Origin of the sequence: Streptomyces sp. NPDC058662 (genome assembly GCF_042716255.1) — a bacterium.
Classification (GTDB): Bacteria; Actinomycetota; Actinomycetes; order Streptomycetales; family Streptomycetaceae; genus Streptomyces.
This window is the reverse complement of the sequence record NZ_JBHXRU010000115.1, coordinates 1-18,317: the sequence shown is the minus strand read 5'-3', so window position 1 is coordinate 18,317 and position 18,317 is coordinate 1. Positions and strand designations below refer to the sequence as shown.

The 18,317-nt window shown below is 74.2% G+C and carries 17 protein-coding genes and 1 pseudogene; 7 read left to right on the top strand and 11 right to left on the bottom strand.

Annotated features, from left to right (window positions below; translation table 11 throughout):
• The 3 genes and pseudogenes from ACFWUQ_RS27600 to ACFWUQ_RS27590 form a co-directional block, all read right to left on the bottom strand.
• A pseudogene (locus tag ACFWUQ_RS27600) lies at positions 1–234 on the bottom strand (hypothetical protein); the annotation flags it as partial.
• Between the two features lie 211 nt (positions 235–445).
• Positions 446–1,864, bottom strand: coding sequence for a VWA domain-containing protein (locus ACFWUQ_RS27595; RefSeq protein ID WP_384543363.1), 1,419 nt, complete (start codon positions 1,862–1,864; stop codon positions 446–448).
• Positions 1,865–1,951: 87 nt separating this feature from the next.
• A complete protein-coding gene (locus ACFWUQ_RS27590; RefSeq protein WP_384543360.1) occupies positions 1,952–2,326 on the bottom strand; it encodes a YbjQ family protein in 375 nt (124 codons plus the stop codon).
• A 283-nt stretch (positions 2,327–2,609) separates the two neighbouring features.
• Between ACFWUQ_RS27590 and ACFWUQ_RS27585 the strand changes: the two genes are divergently transcribed.
• The gene (locus ACFWUQ_RS27585) at positions 2,610–3,137 is read left to right on the top strand and encodes an SH3 domain-containing protein (protein ID WP_384543357.1); all 528 of its coding nucleotides are present in this window, start codon (positions 2,610–2,612) and stop codon (positions 3,135–3,137) included.
• A gap of 17 nt (positions 3,138–3,154) precedes the next feature.
• On the opposite strand, the gene ACFWUQ_RS27580 is transcribed toward ACFWUQ_RS27585, so the two are convergent.
• From ACFWUQ_RS27580 to ACFWUQ_RS27560, 5 genes are all read right to left on the bottom strand, one after another.
• Positions 3,155–3,502: an NTP pyrophosphohydrolase gene (locus ACFWUQ_RS27580; protein ID WP_384543354.1), complete on the bottom strand. Its 348-nt coding sequence runs from the start codon at positions 3,500–3,502 to the stop codon at positions 3,155–3,157.
• A gap of 7 nt (positions 3,503–3,509) precedes the next feature.
• Complete coding sequence (locus ACFWUQ_RS27575; protein ID WP_384543351.1) at positions 3,510–5,861, bottom strand: AAA family ATPase; 2,352 nt, start codon at positions 5,859–5,861, stop codon at positions 3,510–3,512.
• Between the two features lie 130 nt (positions 5,862–5,991).
• Positions 5,992–6,426 (bottom strand): VOC family protein, encoded by a 435-nt coding sequence (locus ACFWUQ_RS27570; protein ID WP_384543349.1) that lies wholly within the window; start codon positions 6,424–6,426, stop codon positions 5,992–5,994.
• Between the two features lie 9 nt (positions 6,427–6,435).
• Entirely contained in the window at positions 6,436–7,416 is a 981-nt protein-coding gene (locus ACFWUQ_RS27565) for a hypothetical protein (protein WP_384543346.1), read from the bottom strand.
• Positions 7,417–7,542: 126 nt separating this feature from the next.
• The gene (locus tag ACFWUQ_RS27560; protein WP_384543343.1) at positions 7,543–7,956 is read right to left on the bottom strand and encodes a hypothetical protein; all 414 of its coding nucleotides are present in this window, start codon (positions 7,954–7,956) and stop codon (positions 7,543–7,545) included.
• 428 nt (positions 7,957–8,384) lie between these two features.
• Here ACFWUQ_RS27560 and ACFWUQ_RS27555 point away from each other — a divergent pair, with 428 nt between their 5' ends.
• Together ACFWUQ_RS27555 and ACFWUQ_RS27550 are read left to right on the top strand one after the other, a co-directional pair.
• A complete protein-coding gene (locus ACFWUQ_RS27555) occupies positions 8,385–8,846 on the top strand; it encodes a DoxX family protein (RefSeq protein WP_384543341.1) in 462 nt (153 codons plus the stop codon).
• Between the two features lie 189 nt (positions 8,847–9,035).
• Complete coding sequence (locus ACFWUQ_RS27550; RefSeq protein ID WP_384543338.1) at positions 9,036–10,517, top strand: cellulose binding domain-containing protein; 1,482 nt, start codon at positions 9,036–9,038, stop codon at positions 10,515–10,517.
• On the opposite strand, the gene ACFWUQ_RS27545 is transcribed toward ACFWUQ_RS27550, so the two are convergent.
• Positions 10,510–12,591, bottom strand: a complete 2,082-nt coding sequence (locus tag ACFWUQ_RS27545; RefSeq protein WP_384543335.1) for a SpoIIE family protein phosphatase — start codon at positions 12,589–12,591, stop codon at positions 10,510–10,512. The genes ACFWUQ_RS27550 and ACFWUQ_RS27545 overlap by 8 nt on opposite strands.
• A 194-nt stretch (positions 12,592–12,785) precedes the next feature.
• Here ACFWUQ_RS27545 and ACFWUQ_RS27540 point away from each other — a divergent pair, with 194 nt between their 5' ends.
• On the top strand, positions 12,786–13,334 hold the full coding sequence (locus ACFWUQ_RS27540; protein ID WP_384543332.1) for a hypothetical protein: 549 nt from the start codon (positions 12,786–12,788) through the stop codon (positions 13,332–13,334).
• Positions 13,335–13,418: 84 nt separating this feature from the next.
• Here the strand turns inward: ACFWUQ_RS27540 and ACFWUQ_RS27535 are convergent, their stop codons facing one another.
• Positions 13,419–13,763 (bottom strand): SH3 domain-containing protein, encoded by a 345-nt coding sequence (locus tag ACFWUQ_RS27535; protein ID WP_384543330.1) that lies wholly within the window; start codon positions 13,761–13,763, stop codon positions 13,419–13,421.
• 130 nt (positions 13,764–13,893) lie between these two features.
• Positions 13,894–16,335 carry a SpoIIE family protein phosphatase gene (locus ACFWUQ_RS27530; RefSeq protein ID WP_384543327.1) on the bottom strand — a complete coding sequence of 814 codons (2,442 nt, stop codon included), beginning with the start codon at positions 16,333–16,335 and terminating at the stop codon, positions 13,894–13,896.
• A gap of 304 nt (positions 16,336–16,639) precedes the next feature.
• On the opposite strand from ACFWUQ_RS27530, the gene ACFWUQ_RS27525 reads away from it, so the two are divergent.
• Genes ACFWUQ_RS27525 through ACFWUQ_RS27515 form a run of 3 tightly spaced genes read left to right on the top strand, consistent with a single transcriptional unit; the run spans position 16,640 to position 18,296 of the window.
• The gene (locus ACFWUQ_RS27525; protein WP_384543325.1) at positions 16,640–17,302 is read left to right on the top strand and encodes a nucleotidyltransferase family protein; all 663 of its coding nucleotides are present in this window, start codon (positions 16,640–16,642) and stop codon (positions 17,300–17,302) included.
• The gene (locus ACFWUQ_RS27520) at positions 17,299–17,553 is read left to right on the top strand and encodes a BON domain-containing protein (protein ID WP_384543323.1); all 255 of its coding nucleotides are present in this window, start codon (positions 17,299–17,301) and stop codon (positions 17,551–17,553) included. Before ACFWUQ_RS27525 ends, ACFWUQ_RS27520 begins: the two co-directional genes overlap by 4 nt.
• A complete protein-coding gene (locus tag ACFWUQ_RS27515; protein ID WP_384543321.1) occupies positions 17,550–18,296 on the top strand; it encodes a metallophosphoesterase in 747 nt (248 codons plus the stop codon). The genes ACFWUQ_RS27520 and ACFWUQ_RS27515 overlap by 4 nt, the downstream gene beginning before the upstream one ends.
• Positions 18,297–18,317 lie beyond the last annotated feature (21 nt).

Sequence of the window (18,317 nt, the reverse complement as noted above, 5' to 3'; positions counted from 1 at the left end):
TGAGACTGGGGCGGGTCGGGCGGTCGGCGAGGGCGAGGCGCTCGGCGTTGCGGCCGACGGCGCCGGCGGGACCGCCGACAGCGCGGTCGGGACCGCGGGGGCCGGGACCGGGGCGGACACGGCCGGCGGACCGGCCGCGGCGGAGGCCGGCCCGCCGAGAGCGACGAGCACCCCCACGGCGGCGGCGGTGACGGCCGCCCTGCCCAGGTACAAGGGGGCGCGCTGGTGTTCCATCACGGTGGTTCTCCACGGTCGGGTCGGGTCGAGGTCGTCGGACGACGCCCTTCACCCCCGCACGACGCGCGACCGCCCCCGAGGTTGCCGCCGCTGCCGGAAAACTTTTCGCCCGCCACCCGACCGGATGCGGGCACGGCGCCGCCCGGCCCCGCGCGGGCCACCGCCGGCACACCGGCGCGCCGACCGCCCGCCCCGCGCCGGGCCGCCTTCAACGCAGGATGCCGGCCTGCCGGGCAGCCCGGATCCAGGACGGGAACTCCGACAGGAGCCGGTCGTACAGCTCCGGGTCGGAGATCGTGTCGATGTCGTCCACCGCGAAGAACCCGACGTTGTCGACCCGCCGCCCGGGCAGGGTGTCGAAGCGCTCCAGCACCCCGTACTGGGCCCGCCCCAGGCCGATGAACTGCCAGAACAGCGGTTCCTCCACCGCCGCCCGCAGTTCCCGCTCGATCTCCGCGTTGCGGTACACGCCCCCGTCGGAGAAGAACAGGACCAGCGTGGGATCCGGCACGGGGTGGGCGCGCACGTAGGCCCGGACCTCCGCGATCACCTTCTGCTCCTCGTTCCCGATCCCGACGGCGCGCATGTCGACCTGGCCCGGCTCCAGTCCCTTCGGCGGCTTCTTGCGGCCGAACAGGCTGAGTTGCCCGACCCGTACGTGCAGGCGCAGCCATTCGGGCAGTTCGCCGAGGACCAGGTCGGGCAGGCGCGCGGGCTGGGAGGCGAAGGTCCATGCCTGCATCTGGCCGTCGTCGTCGAGCTGCGCCGCGACGGCGGCCATCCGCTCGGCGACACCCCGGACGGTACCGCGCGTGTAATGGGCCGACATGGAACCGGACGCGTCGAGCACGAGGACGATCCGGGCCGTGAGCCCCGTGACGCCCTGCTTGCTGAGGCTGACCGCGACCTGCCGCTTGCGCAGGGACAGGCGTTCGCGCATGTCGGGCGGCAGTTGTTCCTCGCCCTTGACCATGCGGACGGCGGGGCCCTGGGGTTGGACGGCCGGCGCGGGCGGGGCCGGTACGGGCGCGCGGGGTCCCGGCGCGGCGGGCGCGGGCCGCGGTACCGGCGCGGGCGAGGCCGCGGACCGCGCGGGCGCGGCCGTTGTCGCGGTGCCCGGATCGTCGTCCACGCTGATGCCGAAGTCCGTGGCCAGGCCGGCCAGTCCGCTCGCGTACCCCTGCCCCACGGCGCGGAACTTCCATGCCCCCGCCCGCCGGTAGAGCTCGCCGCTCACGAAGGCGGTCTCGGTACCGGCCGCCATCGCGAAGTGGGCCAGCTCGGCCCCCGACACGGCGTCGATCAGGCGCAGGTTCAGGCCGGGTACCTGCCCGAAGGTGCCCCCGTCGGCCGACGCGCAGAGCACGACGCGCTCGATGTCCCGCTCCAGCAGGCCCAGATCGACCTCGACGGTGTCGGCGCCGGGCCGCTTGCCGTGGTGGCGTACGGCGCCGGAGGGATGGCCCGGTTGGTTGTAGAAGACGAAATCGGCGTCCGACCGGACGCGTCCGCCTGCCGTCAGGAGGAGGGCGGACGCGTCCACGTCCGGTACGCCGGGCCCGGCCGACCAGCCGAGCACTGCCCTGACCCTGGTTGCCTCGACCGCAACGTTGGCGCCCTTGTTCAGTGTCGTCGTCACGCCGTCCAGTCTGCCCGCCGGGGGCCCCACGCACAGGTCCTCCGCGCAAGCGGATGTCCGGGTCCGGTCACCGCACTATGCGGAGGAGGGGACCAGCACGACGGCCGTGCCGTACGCGCACACCTCGGTCCCGACGTCGGCGGCGTCGGTCACGTCGAAGCGCATCATCAGGACGGCGTTGCCACCGCGCGCCTCGGCCTGCTCGATGAGCCGGTCCATGGCCTGGTTGCGGGTCTCCACGAGCGTCTTGGTGAGCCCCTTGAGCTCGCCCCCGATCATCGACTTCAGGCCCGCGCCGATCTGGCTGCCGAGGTGGCGGGAGCGCACGGTGAGTCCGAAGACCTCGCCGATGACCCGCTCCACCCGGTAGCCGGGGACGTCGTTGGTCGTCACGACCAGGACGCCGGTCTGATGCGCGCCGGCGCCACCGCCGTAGTCTTCGATACCCATGGCCCCCACTCTCGCGCGGCCCGCCGCCCCCCGCATCCCGGCAGCCGTCACGGGCGCAGCGGCCGGGGCCGGCAGCCGTCCCAGGGGGTGTCGGAAGCGGAGGGGTGCGTGCGTCCGCTCGGCCGTTCGGCGGCGGGACGCATTGGGCATTTCGGGCTAAAACGCGGTGAGTCAGCGGGACGGCGCGCCCCCGCGTCGCCATAGTCGTCCGTGGCGACCGCCAGGTCGCCACCCCGCGCCGCGCGCCGCGGCCGGGCGGATGTCTTCGTAGAGGAGCCGGCTCATGCTGAAGCCCACCAGGACCATCCTCGCTCTCGCCGCCGGAAGCCTGGTGCTCGGTCTGGTCGGGGCGGGCGTCGCCGTCGCGGACGAGAATCCCGTCGTCGAGACCCCGTCGCAGGCGGCCGTCACCGGTGTCGCCGCCAGCCAGGCCGCCGCGTACGACCGGTACGTCGTCGGCAAGGTCGTCTCCCGCGGACCGCTCAAGGTCCGCAGCGAGCCGACCACGCGCGCACGGATCGTCGGTCAGGTCCAGCCGAACCGCAAGGTCGAGATCGAGTGCAAGAAGTACGGCCAGGCGGTCGACGGGAACCGCCTGTGGTACCGCCTGCACGAGAAGGACAACGGCCGGGAGAACGAGCAGGACAACGGCCGCGAGAACGGCCAGGAGAACGGCCAGGACAGCGGCGACTGGGGCAACGGCGGCCGCGAGAACGGCAGCGACGTGGACGACCGCGCGCGGTACGAGCGCGAGCGCTGGGTCTCCGCCCGCTACGTCCAGAACCTCGGCACGGTGAAGTACTGCCGCTGACCCTGACCCGCGGTCGGTCAGTCCGCCGGGCGTACGGCACGCGGCCCCACGCACCGCGCACCGTACGCCCGGACGCGTTCGCGCAGTTCGCGGTCGGCGGTCACCACGACGCAGCCGTGCTCCGCGTGGACCGCCGCCAGCTCCACGATCCGGTCGTCGCCGCTCCCGGGCGCCGGATCCACCCGTACGCCGGGAACGGACTCCACTCCCCTGGCCGCGCCCTCGACCACGAGGATGATCTCCTCACCGGCCTCGCGCAGGGCCAGCCGGTCGCGCAGCCGCTCGGCCGCGCCGGGCCGGTCCCGCCACCAGCCGTCGGGTACGGACCCGACGACGTTGGCGGCGTCCACGATCAGCACCGTCATCGCGCGCTCAGAAATCGCCGTAGTTGACCTGCCAGGTGGGCAGGCCCATCCGGCGCCAGACCGCCACCACGCGGTCCCGGTCGTCGAGCGACACCCGCACCGCGTAGCGGTCGCGGACGTGCGCGTCGAACAGCTCGGCCTTCACGATGTCGTCGCGCCGCGTGTCACCCGCCGCGCGCATCCACAGCTCGTCGTACGGCACGCCGTGCCGCCGCAGCCAGGACTCGGTCTGCGGGCGGTGCTCCTCGCCGCGCCCCGAGAGCAGCACGATCGCGTCGCCGTCGGCCCGCCGGAAGGCGTCGAGGGCGTGCTTGACCGACGCGTTGAGCAGGTCGAGCTCGCAGCGCGAGAAGTCGTACGGGCCGCGGTCGCCGGTCAGGGCCAGGGTGCCGTCGATGTCGCACAGCACGGCGGCGGGGAGTGCGGGGTCGGGGACGTACGCGCGGACGGGCGGTACGGCCGCCGTGCCCGACGTGCTGTTCATCCAGTCCGCGGTCAGCCGCCAGCCGCCCTTGCGGGCTTTGCGGTGCTTGTCGGCCAGGACGCGGATGATCTCTTCGCCGACCTGGCGCTCCCTGGCGGCGTCCCGGCGCAGGCACTCCTCCAGCGGCACGTCGGTGAAGTCGTGCACGACGAAGGTGGCGAGTCCGCCGACGGCCGCCTTGAGCCGCTTGGGGATGTTCTTGGTGAGGTGGGTGTTGTCGACGACCACGTCGAAACCCCCGTCGACGGCGGCGCGGACCGCCGCGTCCTGGACCTCCAGCACGGTCTGCTCGTGGGCGAAGGAGCGGCCCCGTCCGGGGTCCGGCAGGTCGAGCATGGCCCGCAGGTCGTCCAGGTTGACGCGACGCATCCGACCGCCGGACGCCGCCTGGAGGGCGCGCGCCGCGGTGGTCTTGCCCGAGGCGGGCAGGCCTGTCATGAGGTGCACGACGGGCAGCGGGCGCTCCTCGTCGGTGCGGGCCGCCCGGACCGGGACCACGACCGGGACCACGGCCGGCGCGGCAGCCGGCGCCGCGGCCGGTGCCGGGACGAGCGGCGTGGTGGGGCGCGCGGGCGCGGCGGCACCGGCTCCGGGCGCGGGCACGGCCTTCACCCCGGCGTCGGGCGCGGTCCGGTGCGCGGGTACGCGGGCCTTTCCGGGCGCTGCCGCGTTCTCCTCGTCCGTCAGGTAGGGGTCCGCCGTCTCCGGACGCACATGGCGCCAGGTCGTGAGCTCTGTCGGCCGTCCGTCGAGGCGCAGGAACATGGCGGCGCCGAGCCGCCAGTCGCCCAGCGCCCTGGCCGCCCGTGCGAAGGCGCCGCGGTCGGCGGCCAGGTGGGCGATGCCCGCGTAGGCCTCGTCGATGGCCCGCTCGTGGCGGGCCGCCGCGTCCTCCAGCCGGGCGATCACCTCCCGCACCCAGGAGTCGAACTCGTCGGGGACCTGCTCCAGCAGCGCGTCGAGCGGCTTGCCGCCCGAGGCCTCGACCTCGTCGAGCGGGCAGCCGAGGCCCTTGGCGATGTGCCGGGCGGGCAGGCCCGCGGAGCGCTGGATGCCGTGGTCGCGCCAGATGTCGCGCTCGGTGACTCCGGTGACCACCTTGTGCAGCCGTACGTACTCCGACAGCTTGGCCTTGGCGCGCACGCCGGAGGCGAAGCGCAGGACGAAGCCCTCGGCGTCGGTGCCGGTCACGGCGGTGCCGCCGGGGAGGGTGTTGGACTCGGCCAGGGCCATCAGCGCGTCGAGCGGCATGGCGGGCCACACGGTGACGACGGAGCCGATGCCCTCCCAGTGGGACGCCGCCTCGGTGAGCGGGACCTCCGCGCCGTCCGGGCCGAACGCGGCGAGCAGGACGAGGTCCTGACGGCCGCCGTAGTTCACGACGATGCGGTTGCCGGGGTAGAGGATCTCGGCGAGGTACGTGGTGCCCGGGCGCAGGGCGGCGGTGTCCTTGGTGTCGAGGCGGCGCTGGGCCCAGGTCGCCTGGGCGCTGGTGAAGGAACCCTTGGAGGCGACCCGCCAGTTGCCCGCGTAGTGGAAGACCACGGCGAGGCTGCCGTCGACCTTGTCGTAGACCTCGAACGGCTCGTCCGGCAGGGAGGGCGCGTACGGCTGGCCCGACTCGTGCTCCCCGACGTTGAAGAACTTCGGCAGCGGCAGGGCGACGATCGCCCCGCTGGTGTCGTCGGCGACGAGTCCCCGGCAGCGCGTGGTGACCTGGTTCCAGACACGCTGGTACTGGGCCGTCCGCGTGTACGTGTAGAGCGACAGCGGCAGGTCGGGGTGGCGCTTGCGGCTCACGTGGCCCGCCTCGATGGCGTCGGCCAGCTCCTGCGCGGGCAGCAGGTCGTGCAGAGTCAGGCGGTCCTGGCTCATGGGGTTCCTCCCGGGTCGAGATGGCTCATTCTCACCTGTGGGAGGGCGGGCCCGGTACTCGATTACGCCTGGTCGAGGTGGACGGTGGGAAGGCCTGCGCCGAGCCGGTGGATCGCGCCGGGCCGGGTTCTCAGTACGTGATGCAGAATTCGTTGCCCTGCGGGTCGGTGAGGGTGGCCCACTCGTAGGGGCCCTGACGGCCGTCGTGGAGGAAGCCGGCGCCCTTGGCGAGCAGGCGCTCGACCACGGCCCTGCCGTCCTCGTCGCCGGCGCGGACGTCGAGGTGGACCCGGTTCTTGACCGTCTTGGGCTCGGGCACGAGCTGGAAGAGCACGCGCGGCGCCTGCTGCGGTCCATCGGGGTGGCGAATCGCGGCGCCGACCTTCCAGACGAGGTTGCCGTTGTGGGTGGTCGTGTCGTCCTCGCTCGCGTGGCCTGCCGCGACCAGCCCCCGGATGAACGCCTCGTCGCTCGGCTCCACTTCCCAACCGAGGGCGTCGGCCCACCAGTCGGCGAGGGCGTGCGGATCGGTCGAATCGAAGGTCACCTGGAACGTGTATGCCATGACGGGACCCTACTGAGACGGGCCGGGCGGCGCCACATGGGCCGGGGTTCGGCGCAGCGCCGTGCGGCGCGCGAGGAGGAAGGCCGCGAAGGTCAGCAGCCAGGCGCCCACGGCGACCCACAGGAGCACCTCCCCCAGCGGCCGCAGCCATCCGACGCCGGCCGGCTCCGTCGCGGAGAGGCAGGCGACGGCCGTCATGCCGAGCGGGAAGACCGTGGCCCAGCGCCGAATGTCGTAGCGCGTGCGGGGATGGCGCAGTTCCGCGTAGAGGAGCACCGCGTACCAGGCCAGGGACCCGGTGAGCAGCGCCAGGGTGGCGATCCGCAGGACGGTGTGCGCGCCGCCGGTCCAGACGGGGGACGCCAGGAGCTTGGATCCGGCCAGCGCGGAGATCGAGAGCGCGCCGCCCGCGACCCAGTGGTCCCCCGCGCCGCGCACCACCTCCTGCGGGTCGAACCGTACGAGCGCCGCGGCGTAGAGCAGCAGGCCGAGGCAGAAGGCCGCCGACGCGGCCCGGGCGAGCGGGTCCGGGCCGCCCGGGGTGGCGAGGACCGCGGCCAGGACGGCGAGCCCCTGCGTGGCCACGCAGCCGAGGAAGGCGACGCCGGGCATGCGTCGGCGCCAGTGCCGGACGACCGCGACGAGCAGGCCGGGCCAGAGCGCGGCGGACACGACCAGCAGCGCGGCGGCCGCGTTCCGCCATCCGAGCATCGCCAGACGGGTGCCGAGCACGGTGGTGGCGGCGACGGCGGTGAGAGCGGCGGGGGTGTAGGCCTCGGCGCGGAACCGGCGCCGGTCGCCCGTGAGGCGGGCCGTGAAATCGGCGGCGAGTACGAGCCACAGCGCCGCGGCGAGGACCAGGGCGGCCAGGGACAGCGCCTCGCGGCCGACCAGGTGCAGGCCGACGGAGATGATGCCGGCGGCCATCACGGCGGCTCCCGCCGCCGGCGGGAGCCCGGCCCACCAGCTGCCTCGGGAGAGAGGGCTCACCCCTCCAGCGGACACCACCGGCGGACGGCCCGCCAGCGGACACGGTGGGGGCGGGGCGGGGACACGCGGGGGTGGGGCGGCTCACGCGGGCCGGGGCAGGTTCCGGGCGGGCGGGTTCGCGTCGGGTCAGTGCGAGCCGTCCGGGTCGCAGCTGGCCCGGCGGAGTCCGATCGTCCGGAGGGCCGACGCCAGGCCGTCCGGGTCGCCGTCGCGGACGACGTGCACCGCTCCCTCCACCGCGAGGTCGAACACCGGCGCCGGGCCGCCGTCAGCGGGGGTCCGCAGGACCACGCCGCTCGGCGGGTCCAGGGCGCGCACCCCGCGGAAGACGCCGAGGACGCCCGGATCGGTGGCCAGACTGGCCAGCCCGTCCGGCAGGGCGAGCACGGTGACGTCGGGCAGCAGGGCGCGGGCGTGCGCGAGGGCGACGGCCGGCTCATCGGCATGGGAGATGACCCGGAAGCGCGGGTCGCTCTGGATGCGCGCACGCAGGCGCTCCAGTTCCTCGCCCTCCGGGACGCCGACCACGAGAACGGTCATCACAACTCCCCATCCTCCGCCGCGGCGCCGCTCCCGGCGAGCCGGGCGGGCCGGGGAGGGCGCCTCCACGTCGGCGGCCCACGGTCCGCGGCTACCGGAGCCGTGGAGGGGCGGTGCCGGCCGGGCGCCCGAGGTCGTACGCGCATCCGGGCCGCCACCGCGGACGGGCCCGCGCGCTTCGGCCCGGTCCCGGGGCACCGGATCGGCGTCGAGCGCGCCTCCGTGCCGCGAACCGGTGCCCCGGTCAGGGTGGGCCCCGGTACCGCTACCTGCGCTCCACAGCCTTCCGCTTCCAACGGGTCCCCGCGCCGCCGCCCTCCCCCCGGCGGCCGGAAATCGACCTTGCCAGTCAAATTAGGCCTACCTAACCTGTGGCTCGCCGACGTGCACGTCACGCACGTATCGCGGGCCACTCCCCTCCCCCCACCATGAAGGAGCCCTCCGTGACCGGAAGTCTCAACGCCGCCCAGCCCTACGCCCTCGCCCTGTTCCGCGTCGTCACCGGACTGCTCTTCGCCTGCCACGGCGCCGCCTCCCTCTTCGGCGTCCTCGGCGGCGCCCACGGCGGCGGTACGGTCGCCGTCGGCGCCTGGCCGGGCTGGTACGCCGCCACCATCCAGCTGGTCGCGGGCGGCCTGATCCTCCTCGGCCTCGGCACCCGCTCGGCCGCCTTCGTAGCGTCCGGATCGATGGCGTACGCCTACTTCACCGTCCACCAGCCGGACGCGCTGTGGCCGTTGCAGAACGGCGGCGAGCCCTCCGCGATGTTCTGCTTCGCCTTCCTCCTGCTGGTGTTCACCGGGCCCGGAGCCTTCGCCGCGGACCGGCTGTTCAGCACGCGCACGGCCGACCGCGGGAGCGAGCCCCGCCGCGAGACCGTGACCGCCTGAGGAGAGCCCTTCCGTCGCCCCCGGCTCAGCAGGTACGGATCGGGTTCCTGATCGCCCGCTTACCGCCGCCTTAACTGGAACCTAAGGTTCGCCACGGACGCCCACAAACGAACGAATGTCCAATTCGAGGCGGCTAGCGTGCAGCCGCATCACCCAACTCACCAGTAACACAACGAAGGCGGGCACGCGATGAGCAGCACAGGCGGTCACCGGCGCAGGGCAGGTCGAACGGCGAAGACCGTGGGGGCGATCGGGGCGGCGGCGATCGTCGGGGGCGCGGCGTTCGCGTTCTCCGGTACGGCGCAGGCCTCCGCCGTCGGGGCCGTGTACACGAAGTCGACCTCCTGGGAGGGCGGTTACAGCGGGCAGTACGTCATCACCAACCGCACCGGCACGGCGCAGTCCGACTGGACCCTGCAGTTCGACCTTCCGGCGGGAACCTCCGTCGACTCGCTGTGGAACGGCTCGCACCGCGTCGACGGCAACCGCGTGACCGTGAAACCGGCCGGCTGGAACGGGACGATCGCCGCCGGGGCCTCGGTCACCGTGGGCTTCGTGACGAAGGGGAGCGCAGCCCCCGGCGACCCGACGGACTGCCGGATCAACGGGGCGAAGTGCTCGGCCGGTTCGGGCGCGACGCCGAAGCCCAGCGGGAGCCCCACCGTCCGTCCCACCACCGCTCCGACCGCGTCCGTCACCCCGACTGCGCCCGTCACCTCCCCCGCCCCGCCCACCGCGACTCCTACGGCGACCCCCACCGCGCCGCCCGTCCCGGTGGCGGGAGCACGGTTCGCCCCGTACGTGGACACCTCGCTGTACCCCTCCTACGACCTCCTCGACACCGCCGCCAAGACCGGTGTGAAGGAGTTCCACCTCGCCTTCATCACCTCGGGCGGCGGGTGCGCCCCGCTGTGGGGCGGGGTCACCGACCTCGCGAGCGACAAGGTCGCCGCCCAGATCGGCGCGCTGCGCGCCCAGGGCGGCGACGTCCGGGTCTCCTTCGGCGGCGCGGCAGGGCACGAGCTGGCGCTCAACTGCGCCACCGCCGACGAGCTGGCCGGCGCGTACGGGAAGGTCATCGACCAGTACCGGCTCACCAAGGTCGACTTCGACATCGAGGGCGCGGCCCTGCCCGACACCGCGGCCAACGCCCGGCGCGCCCAGGCCATCGCGAAGCTGCAGAAGTCCCACCCCGGCCTGGATGTCGCGTTCACCCTGCCCGTCATGCCCGAGGGGCTGACCCAGCCGGGCGTGGCGCTGCTCGCCGACGCGAAGAAGAACGGCGTGCGGATCGACGCCGTCAACATCATGGCCATGGACTACGGGCCGGCGTACAGCGGTGACATGGGCCAGTACGCGATCGAGGCGGCGACAGCCACGCAGACCCAGCTGAAGGGGGTCCTCGGTCTGTCCGACGCGGCGGCGTGGAAGGCCGTCGCCGTGACGCCGATGATCGGGGTCAACGACGTGACGACCGAGATCTTCACCGTCTCGGACGCCACGCAGCTCGTGGACTTCGCGGCGGCCAAGGGAGTCGGCCGACTGGCCATGTGGTCGGCCACCCGGGACAAGCAGTGCGCGGCCGGTGCCGTCAACTACGCCGACGCCACGTGCAGTTCGATCCTCCAGCAGCCGCTGGCCTTCACCAAGGCGTTCGCGGCGTTCAAGTAGCCCCGGGGCGCGTCGCCGCCCGGTGGATCCGGGCCAGCACCAGGACGGTGTCGTCGGTCGCCCCCTCGGGCAGCAGGTTCGCCAGGATGCGGTCGACGCTCTCCTCCAGCGGCCCGTCCGCCCGGCTCAGCTGCGCGCGCAGTGCCTCCAGGCCGGCCTCGATGTCCTGGCCCCGGGCCTCGATGAGTCCGTCGGTGTACAGGGCCAGGACCGCCCCGTCGGGAAGGTCGACGTCGGCCGAGCGGAAGGGGACGCCGCCCACTCCGAGCGGCACGCCCAGTCCGGCGCCGACCGTCTCGACGGTGCCGTCCGGGTGGCGCAGCAGGGCCGGGGGGTGGCCCGCGTTGGCGACGCGGGCCCGTCCGGTGTGCGGGTCGTAGACGAGGTAGAGGCAGGTGGCCAGCTCGATGCCGGACTCCTGGGCGCACGCGTCGAGTTCGGCGAGCAGTGTCTCGGGACCGCGGCTGTGGCGGGCCAGCGCCTTGGCCGTGATGCGCAGCCGGCCCATCGACGCGGCGGCCGGTACACCGTGTCCCATCACGTCGCCGACGACGAGGGCGACCCGGTCGCCGGGCAGTTTGATCACGTCGTACCAGTCGCCCCCGACCTCGGTGATCCGGCTGCCCGGCAGGTAGCGGTGGGCGACGGCCACGTGCGCGTCGGTCGCCACGGCCGTGGGAAGCAGCGCGCGTTGCAGGGTCAGCGCGATGTCCTGGACGCGGGCGTACAGGCGGGCGTTGTCCAGGCAGAGGGCGGCGCGGGAGGCGAGCTCCCCGGCCAGGGTGACGTCCTGTTCGGTGAAGGCCGAGCGGGCGGCGGACCGGCCGAACATGGTGATGCCCTGGACCGTGCCCCGGGCGATGAGCGGGGCGATGACGATGCCGTCCAGGCCGCTGTCGAGCAGCAGGCGGGCCCGGTCCTGGTGCGCGGCCGTCCGGCTCGCGAACTCCTCGTCGACGACGACGGAGAGCGGGCGGCCGGTGCTCAGCATCTGGTGGATGCCGGAACCGGGCGGGTACGTGACCCGGTCCAGGCCGCCGACCAGCTCGGGGGCGGGCGGCGGCAGCGTGGTCGCGGCCGCGATCCGCCGCGTGACCAGGGGAAGCCGGGGATCGAACAGTTCCGACTCGTGCATCCACTCGACCAGTTCGACGACGGCGCCGTCGCAGAAGTCGGGCACGACGGCGTCGACGAGCTCGCGGGCGGTGGCCCCCAGGTCCAGGGTGGTACCGATCCGGGCCGCGGCCCGGTCCAGGAGGTCCAGCCGCTGCCGGGCGGCCGTGGCTTCGAGCAGGGCGCGTTCCCGGTCGGTCACGTCCACGAGCAGCCCTCCCACCCCGGGCCGGGTGTCCCCCGCCCCGCTCAGCGGGAAGAGGCTCACGGACCGCACCTGGTCGCGGTCGGGCCTGCCCGGTGTGCGCAGCCCCACCAGGGCGCCGACCAGGGGGCGGCCCTCCTCGGCGACGGCTCGGAGCATGCGCTGGTACTCGCCCCCGTCGGACGTGATCATGATGTCGGTCATACGGCGTCCGATGTGGTCCCGTACGGGGAGGCCGTCCATGTCGGCCAGCACCTGGTTGAGGTGCACGTACCGCAACTCCTCGTCGAGCATGACCAGTCCGATCGGGCAGGTCTCGAAGAGGGCGTCGAGGAAGCCGAGGTTCGTCTTCACCCGGTCCAGCTCGTCACCCCTGCTGGCCAGGCCCATGATCACGGAGTCGCCCGCGGTGCCGGTCACCGGGAACACCCGGAAGCCGCAGTCGAAGACCCCGCCGTCCCGGTGCAGCGCGGGCAGCCGGGCCCGCCAGTAGCCGAGGCTGCGGCCGCGCTCGACCAGCCGCGCGGCGCCGCCGGGGGTCCCCGGGGCCGGGGCGGGGAAGAGTGCGGATGCGGGCCGGGACAGCACCTCCGGAGCCTCGTAGCCGAACAGTCCCCGCGCGCCCGGACCCCAGTAGCAGACCCGTTCCTCGTCGTCCATGCCGAAGACGGCCACGGCCACGTGCTCCAGCAGGGACCCCGGCTCGGAGCGGATCGGACCCGTGGCGTCCGCGCCCCCGGGGCGGTCCGGCGGCATCGGGATCCCCCTTCGGTCGAGGTCTCCCCCCATTGTCGTACCGACCGGTAATTCCAGCCATTCATTGGCATGCGCCTGACAGGCCGCTGACAGTTGGAGGCCGCTGTGGGACTCTCCCCGCACGCACTCCGCACCCCCTGTGAGGCCCAGCGCCTCGCCCACCCCCACCCGTACGTGGCATGGAGGAGCGAATCATGAGGCACAGCACCCCCCGCACCCGCGGCACGGCCGCGTCGCGCGTCGCGCGCGCCGCCGGGACCGCGGCGCTCGCCGTCGCGGCGGCCCTCGCCGGCACCGGCGGCGCACTCGCCCTCGGACCCGGGGCCCCGGCCGCCGACCAGAAGGTCGACGGCGTGATCGTGGTCGCCGGCAACAGCTGCGGCTGGACCGGCGCGAGCACCAGCGCCCTTCCCCCGGACACCCTCACCGTCGACCGCACCACGATCAACACGCCGGGGGGCAACCTGGCGTGCGGCGGAGGCATCGCCGCCACCCTCAACAACAACCCCGTCTTCGTCTTCGACGACGCCGCCGGCACGGCGCGCACCGATCTGATCGACATCACCGGCAGGCAGAGCTTCATCTCCTGCCGCTACAAGGCGACGGGCATCGTGTGGGACCGCGACGCGACCAGCCGCAAGTACGTCAACCGGGCCTTCACCGCGGCCAAGGCCTCGGGCAGCTTCCTGTGCCCGGGCTCGGTGGCCACCCCGGCCGGTGACGCGTCCATGCTGTTCCGCTGAGCCGCACCCCACCCACCGCGCGGACGCCTCCCCGGCCCCGGCCCGGGAGGCGGCGGACGCGGCCCCGGCGGAGGCCTCAGCAGGTCAGCAGGGGCGGACCGGCTGGAGGTTGTGGACGTAGCGGGCGGACACCCAGCCCTTGGACCCGTGGAGCCGGTACCACACGGGATTGCCGTCGACGAAGCCTCCGCGCTTCTGGCAGGACAGCAGCACCCGGGCGTTGGGCTGGAGCCTCTTGACGACCCCGGAGTGGACCGTCGGCCGCTCGCGGACGTTCAACGGGGCGCGGGTCTCCACCACGCCGACGGGACGGACCACCGACCGGGTGCCCGCGGCGCCGGGGCCCTCGGCGGCCCAGCCGGCCGTGCCCAGCGGCCCGACGACCACGCCGGCCGCCAGTGCGTACGTCAGCAACGCCTTCTTCACCATGGATCCCACTCCTCGTGTCGCTCGGCCCGGGCCGGCGTCGCGGCGCCGGCCACCGAACGACTATCACCGCCCGGACGGCGGAACGCAGAGAACACGCCCCGGTTCCCCCGGACGGCCCCCCGCCCGCCCGTCAGGACGCGTCGGGGACGTGGATGTCCAGGACGCAGATGTCGTCGCGGCGGCCCGGGCTCAGCGCGGCGAGCCTCCGGGCCAGGGTGTCGCCGCGGCCCTCCTGGAGGAGCCGCAGGGCGGTCGCGGCGAGCCGGTCGAGTCCGGCCCCTATGTCCTCGCCCGGTTCCTCCACGAGCCCGTCGGTGTAGAGCAGCAGGTGGTCGCCGGGCAGCAGGTCGACCTCGGCCTGCGCGTAGGAGGCGTCGAGGGTGGCCCCGAGGATGTTGCCGTGCGGCTGTGCGAGGAATTCCGCCCGGTCGCCGCGGATCAGCAGCGGGGGCAGGTGCCCGGCCCGCACCCAGGACAGCCGCCGGTCCCACGGCTGGTAGCGGCCCATGACCATGGTCGCGGTGGCGGTGGCCGACGGGTCCGAAGCGGTGTGCAGCAGGAGGTTGTTGAGTCGGCGCAGCACGTCGGGAAGGGCCGAGCCGGTGACCGTCATGCCCTTCGCGGTGAAGCGGAGCTGGGCCATGGTGCCGACCGCCGCCAGGCCGTGGCCGGCGACGTCCCCGACGACGAACAGGGCGCTCCGATCGGGGAGTTCGATGGCGCTGTACCAGTCGCCTCCGACGTTGATGCCGATGTCGGCGGGGACGTAGGCGACGTCGATGCACAGCCCGGCCAGGTCCAGGAACTGCTCCGGGCTCGGCAGCAGGGTCTCCTGGAGGCGGGCGGCGAGGGCGCGCTCGGCCTGGAGCATGCCGCGCTGGAGGAGGACGGCGCGCTCGCTCTCGCGCAGGGCGAGCTCGGCGCCGCGCTGCGCGGTGAGGTCCTGGAAGAAGCCGTGCACCTCGACCGGGGTGCCGTCGACGTCCGTCTGGGCCTCGGCGACGATCCGCAGGTGCCTCACACCGTGTCCGGTGACGATGCGGAACGGCTGGTCGATGGCCTCGCCCTCGCTCAGCAGGCGCTCGACGGCCGCGCCCAGCTGCGGCAGGTCGTCGGGCATCAGGTGCCGCGGGAGTTCCTCCAGGGTCATCGGGCCCTCGCCCGGGTCACGGTCGAAGATCGCGTAGACCTGCTCGGACCAGATGATGGTGTCCGTCGCCAGGTTCCAGCCGGCCCAGCCCAGGTTGCCCAGGCGCTGCATGTCCGCGAGCCGGCGCGCCTCCCGGTCGCTGGTGTCGTGGCGGATCCAGGACACCACCAGGTGGTCCTCCAGCCTGGCAGCCCGGACCGAGTACACGGACTCGCGCGGGACTCCGGCGACCACCTCCTCGTAGGTGAAGGGCTCGCCCTCGTACGCCGTGCCCGTGGTGAGGGTCTCCAGGTAGCCGTCCCACAGCGGCGTACCGGCCACGGTCGGGTACGTCTCCAGGACCCGGCGGCCGACGAGCTCCTTGCCGCGCCGCCCGGCCACGTCCACCGACTCGGGCGCCGCCGCGTCGATGCGGTAGTCCTCCACCTCGCCCTCCTTCGAGCGCAGCGGAGTGAGCAGGATCGCCGGCTCGGCCAGCGCGTCCAGGATCCGCTGGACGGCGGTGACGTCGGCGGTGTTCCGCGCCTGCTCGCCGACGGGGTCGCGGCGCCGCTCCGGGGTCCCGAGCGGGCCCGCGCACAGCCGGGCGGCGCGGCGCAGCAGCGCCCGCGTATCGGCCGCGAACGGGCCCGGCCGGGCCCGGAGGAAGCCGATGGCCGCCTTCGGTGACCCGTCGCCCGGTACGGGGAGCCAGGCGCGCGAGGGCCACCGCTCCGGCGGGTCCCCGATGAGCAGGTAGCGGCGCGCGTCCTGGACCGGGTCCTCCAGCCACAGGGCCCGGCCCCCGGCGATCGCCTCCAGGGCGGCGACGCCGGCGAGCGGGGGGATGTGGCGCCACTGGTCGGCCAGCGGCTCGCCGATGCCCGCGTGGCCGGTCAGCTCCAGGCTTCCGGCCGGGGTCAGGGAGTAGATCATCACCGCGTCCACGGCGGCGGCCGCCCCGCCGAGGGCGGTCCGCAGCAGCTCGGCGATGTCGTCGCCGCCGCGGGCGGCGGCCAGGCCGTCGGCGATCCGGGCGAGGAGCGGGCCCAGCCCGGGACCGCCCTCCGGGCCGACGAGGTAGCGTCCGGTGCTGAAAGCCGGGGCGGCCGCTGCCGTGTCGGGGCCGGACGGGACGGCCGGCGGGGGCGGCGGGCCGGTCCCGGACGGGGCGCCGGAGGGGGCCTGGCCCAGGACGATCCAGCACTCCTCCACCAGGGTGTGGCCCCGTTCGCCGGCGCGGGCGAGGAGCAGGTCGTACGCCGCGTCGGCGGAGATCCGCGAGAGGGCCATGAGCACGCCCTTGGCCCGCTCGACGACGGCCGTGGTCGCGGCGACACCCTCCAGGGCCGCCACTTCGGACCGCAGCCTGGCCACCACTCTGGCGAGCGCCAGCACCTCGGGGGCGGCGCTCTCGCCGGCCGGCACGGGATCACCCCTCATCCCTTGAGCATGGCACGCCGGTACCCCGCGCGCGCCCAGATGGAGCAGCTGTCGCTTGAGACGGGTGCGAGGGGGCATGCGCACTGCGTGCGAGCGCGCCGCAGCCGTGCTCCCCGAGGACGCGTACGGGAAGGAATCAGCAGGTGACGCGCCATGACCGTCCCCATGACCGCCGCAGCGCGACGCCGGGCTCCCGGGCCCTCGCCCGCGAGCCCGCGGCGGCCCGCGGTCGCGGAACCCCGCGAGGGGGATCCCCGCGACTGAAGCATCCGACGAGCCCCCGCCGAGGGGAGGGAGGTACCCGGTGAACACCGATACGGTTCTGCCCGCCGGTCCCGGACCGACCGAGGCGGTGGGCGGCCCGGTCCGCGACGCGTACGGGCCCCTGCCGCGCGACCACACGCAGGCCATCCTGGAGACCACCAAGCGGGTCGCCGCGCTGCTCAAGGCGTCCGGGAGGCCGTTCGCCCTCGCCGGCAGCGTCGCGGCCTTCGCCCACGGCCTGCCGGCCCGGTTCCAGCACGACACGGACTTCTGCGTCCGGCCCGAGGACGCCGACGCGGTGGTGGAGGCGTTGGAGGCCGGCGGCATCGAGATGCGGCGCGCGCCCGAGGACTGGCTGGTGAAGGGACGCGCCGGCGGCGAGGAGATCGACCTGATCTTCGAACTCGCGCGGCGGCCCGTCAGCACCGAGCTGCTCGCGCGGGCCGGGGTCAAGGCCGTCGACTCGGTGTGGATGCCCGTCCTGTCGCCCACCGACCTCATGGACAGCCGCCTCGCCGCGCTCTGCGAGCACTACTGCGACTACGGCGACCTGCTGCCGATGGCCCGCATGCTGCGCGAGCAGATCGACTGGGACCGGCTCGAAGAGGACCACCGGGCGAACCCCCTGTCGGACGCCTTCCTCTACCTGCTCGATCGCCTCAGGGTCATCGACCGCAAGTCCAGCACGCAGGAGGCGCCATGAGCTCGGCCGACCTCATCGAGTACCGCATCGCCCATCTGCTCGACCGCCTCGCCCGGGAGGACATCTCCGAGCTCGGCGTCCACGTCGACACCCACGGCTCGCGCGCGGTGCTGCGGGGCACCGTCGCCAGCGCCTCGTGCCGCGACACCGTCCTGCGCATCGCGGCCGAGGAGCTGGAGGGCGTCGAGTGGCAGGAGGATCTGACGGTGAACCAGTCCAGTCCGCCCGACCGGACGGAGGAGCTGCCGTGATCCGCGTCGCCGCCGTCGGGGACATCCACCTCGGGCCGGACGGGAAGGGCACCCTGCGGCCCGCCTTCGACACCCTCGCCGACCACGCGGACCTGCTGCTGCTGGCGGGCGACCTGACCCGGCACGGCACCGTCGAGGAGGCGCGGGTGGTGGCGGGCGAGGTCGCCGGACTGCCGGTCCCCGTCGTCGCGGTGCTCGGCAACCACGACTACCAGAGCGACGAGCAGGACGCCGTCGCCGAAGAGCTCGCGGCGCACGGCGTGCACGTCCTTGAGGGCACCTCGGTGATCCTCGATGTACGGGGCACCCGCGTGGGCATCGCGGGGACCAAGGGGTTCTGCGGAGGCTTCGTCGGACGCAGCGGCAGTGAGTTCGGCGAGCCGGAGATGAAGGCGTTCATCCGCTACACCCGCACCTGCGCGCAGGGCCTGGGCCGGGCGCTGCGGGAGCTCTCCGACCGGGGCAGCGACGTCCGCGTCGCGCTGACGCACTTCTCGCCGGTACCGGACACGCTGGCCGGGGAGCCGCCGGAGATCTACCCGTTCCTCGGCAGCTACCTCCTCGCCGAGGCGATGGACGAGGAGGGGGCGGACCTCGCCGTCCACGGGCACGCGCACCTCGGGACGGAGCACGGCATGACCGCGGGCGGGGTGCGCGTGCGCAACGTCGCCATGCCGGTCATCGACCGGGCCTTCGCCGTCTACCACCTGACGCCGGCGGGCGAGCGCTCCCCGACGGGCTGACCGGCAGCACAGGGGTGCGGC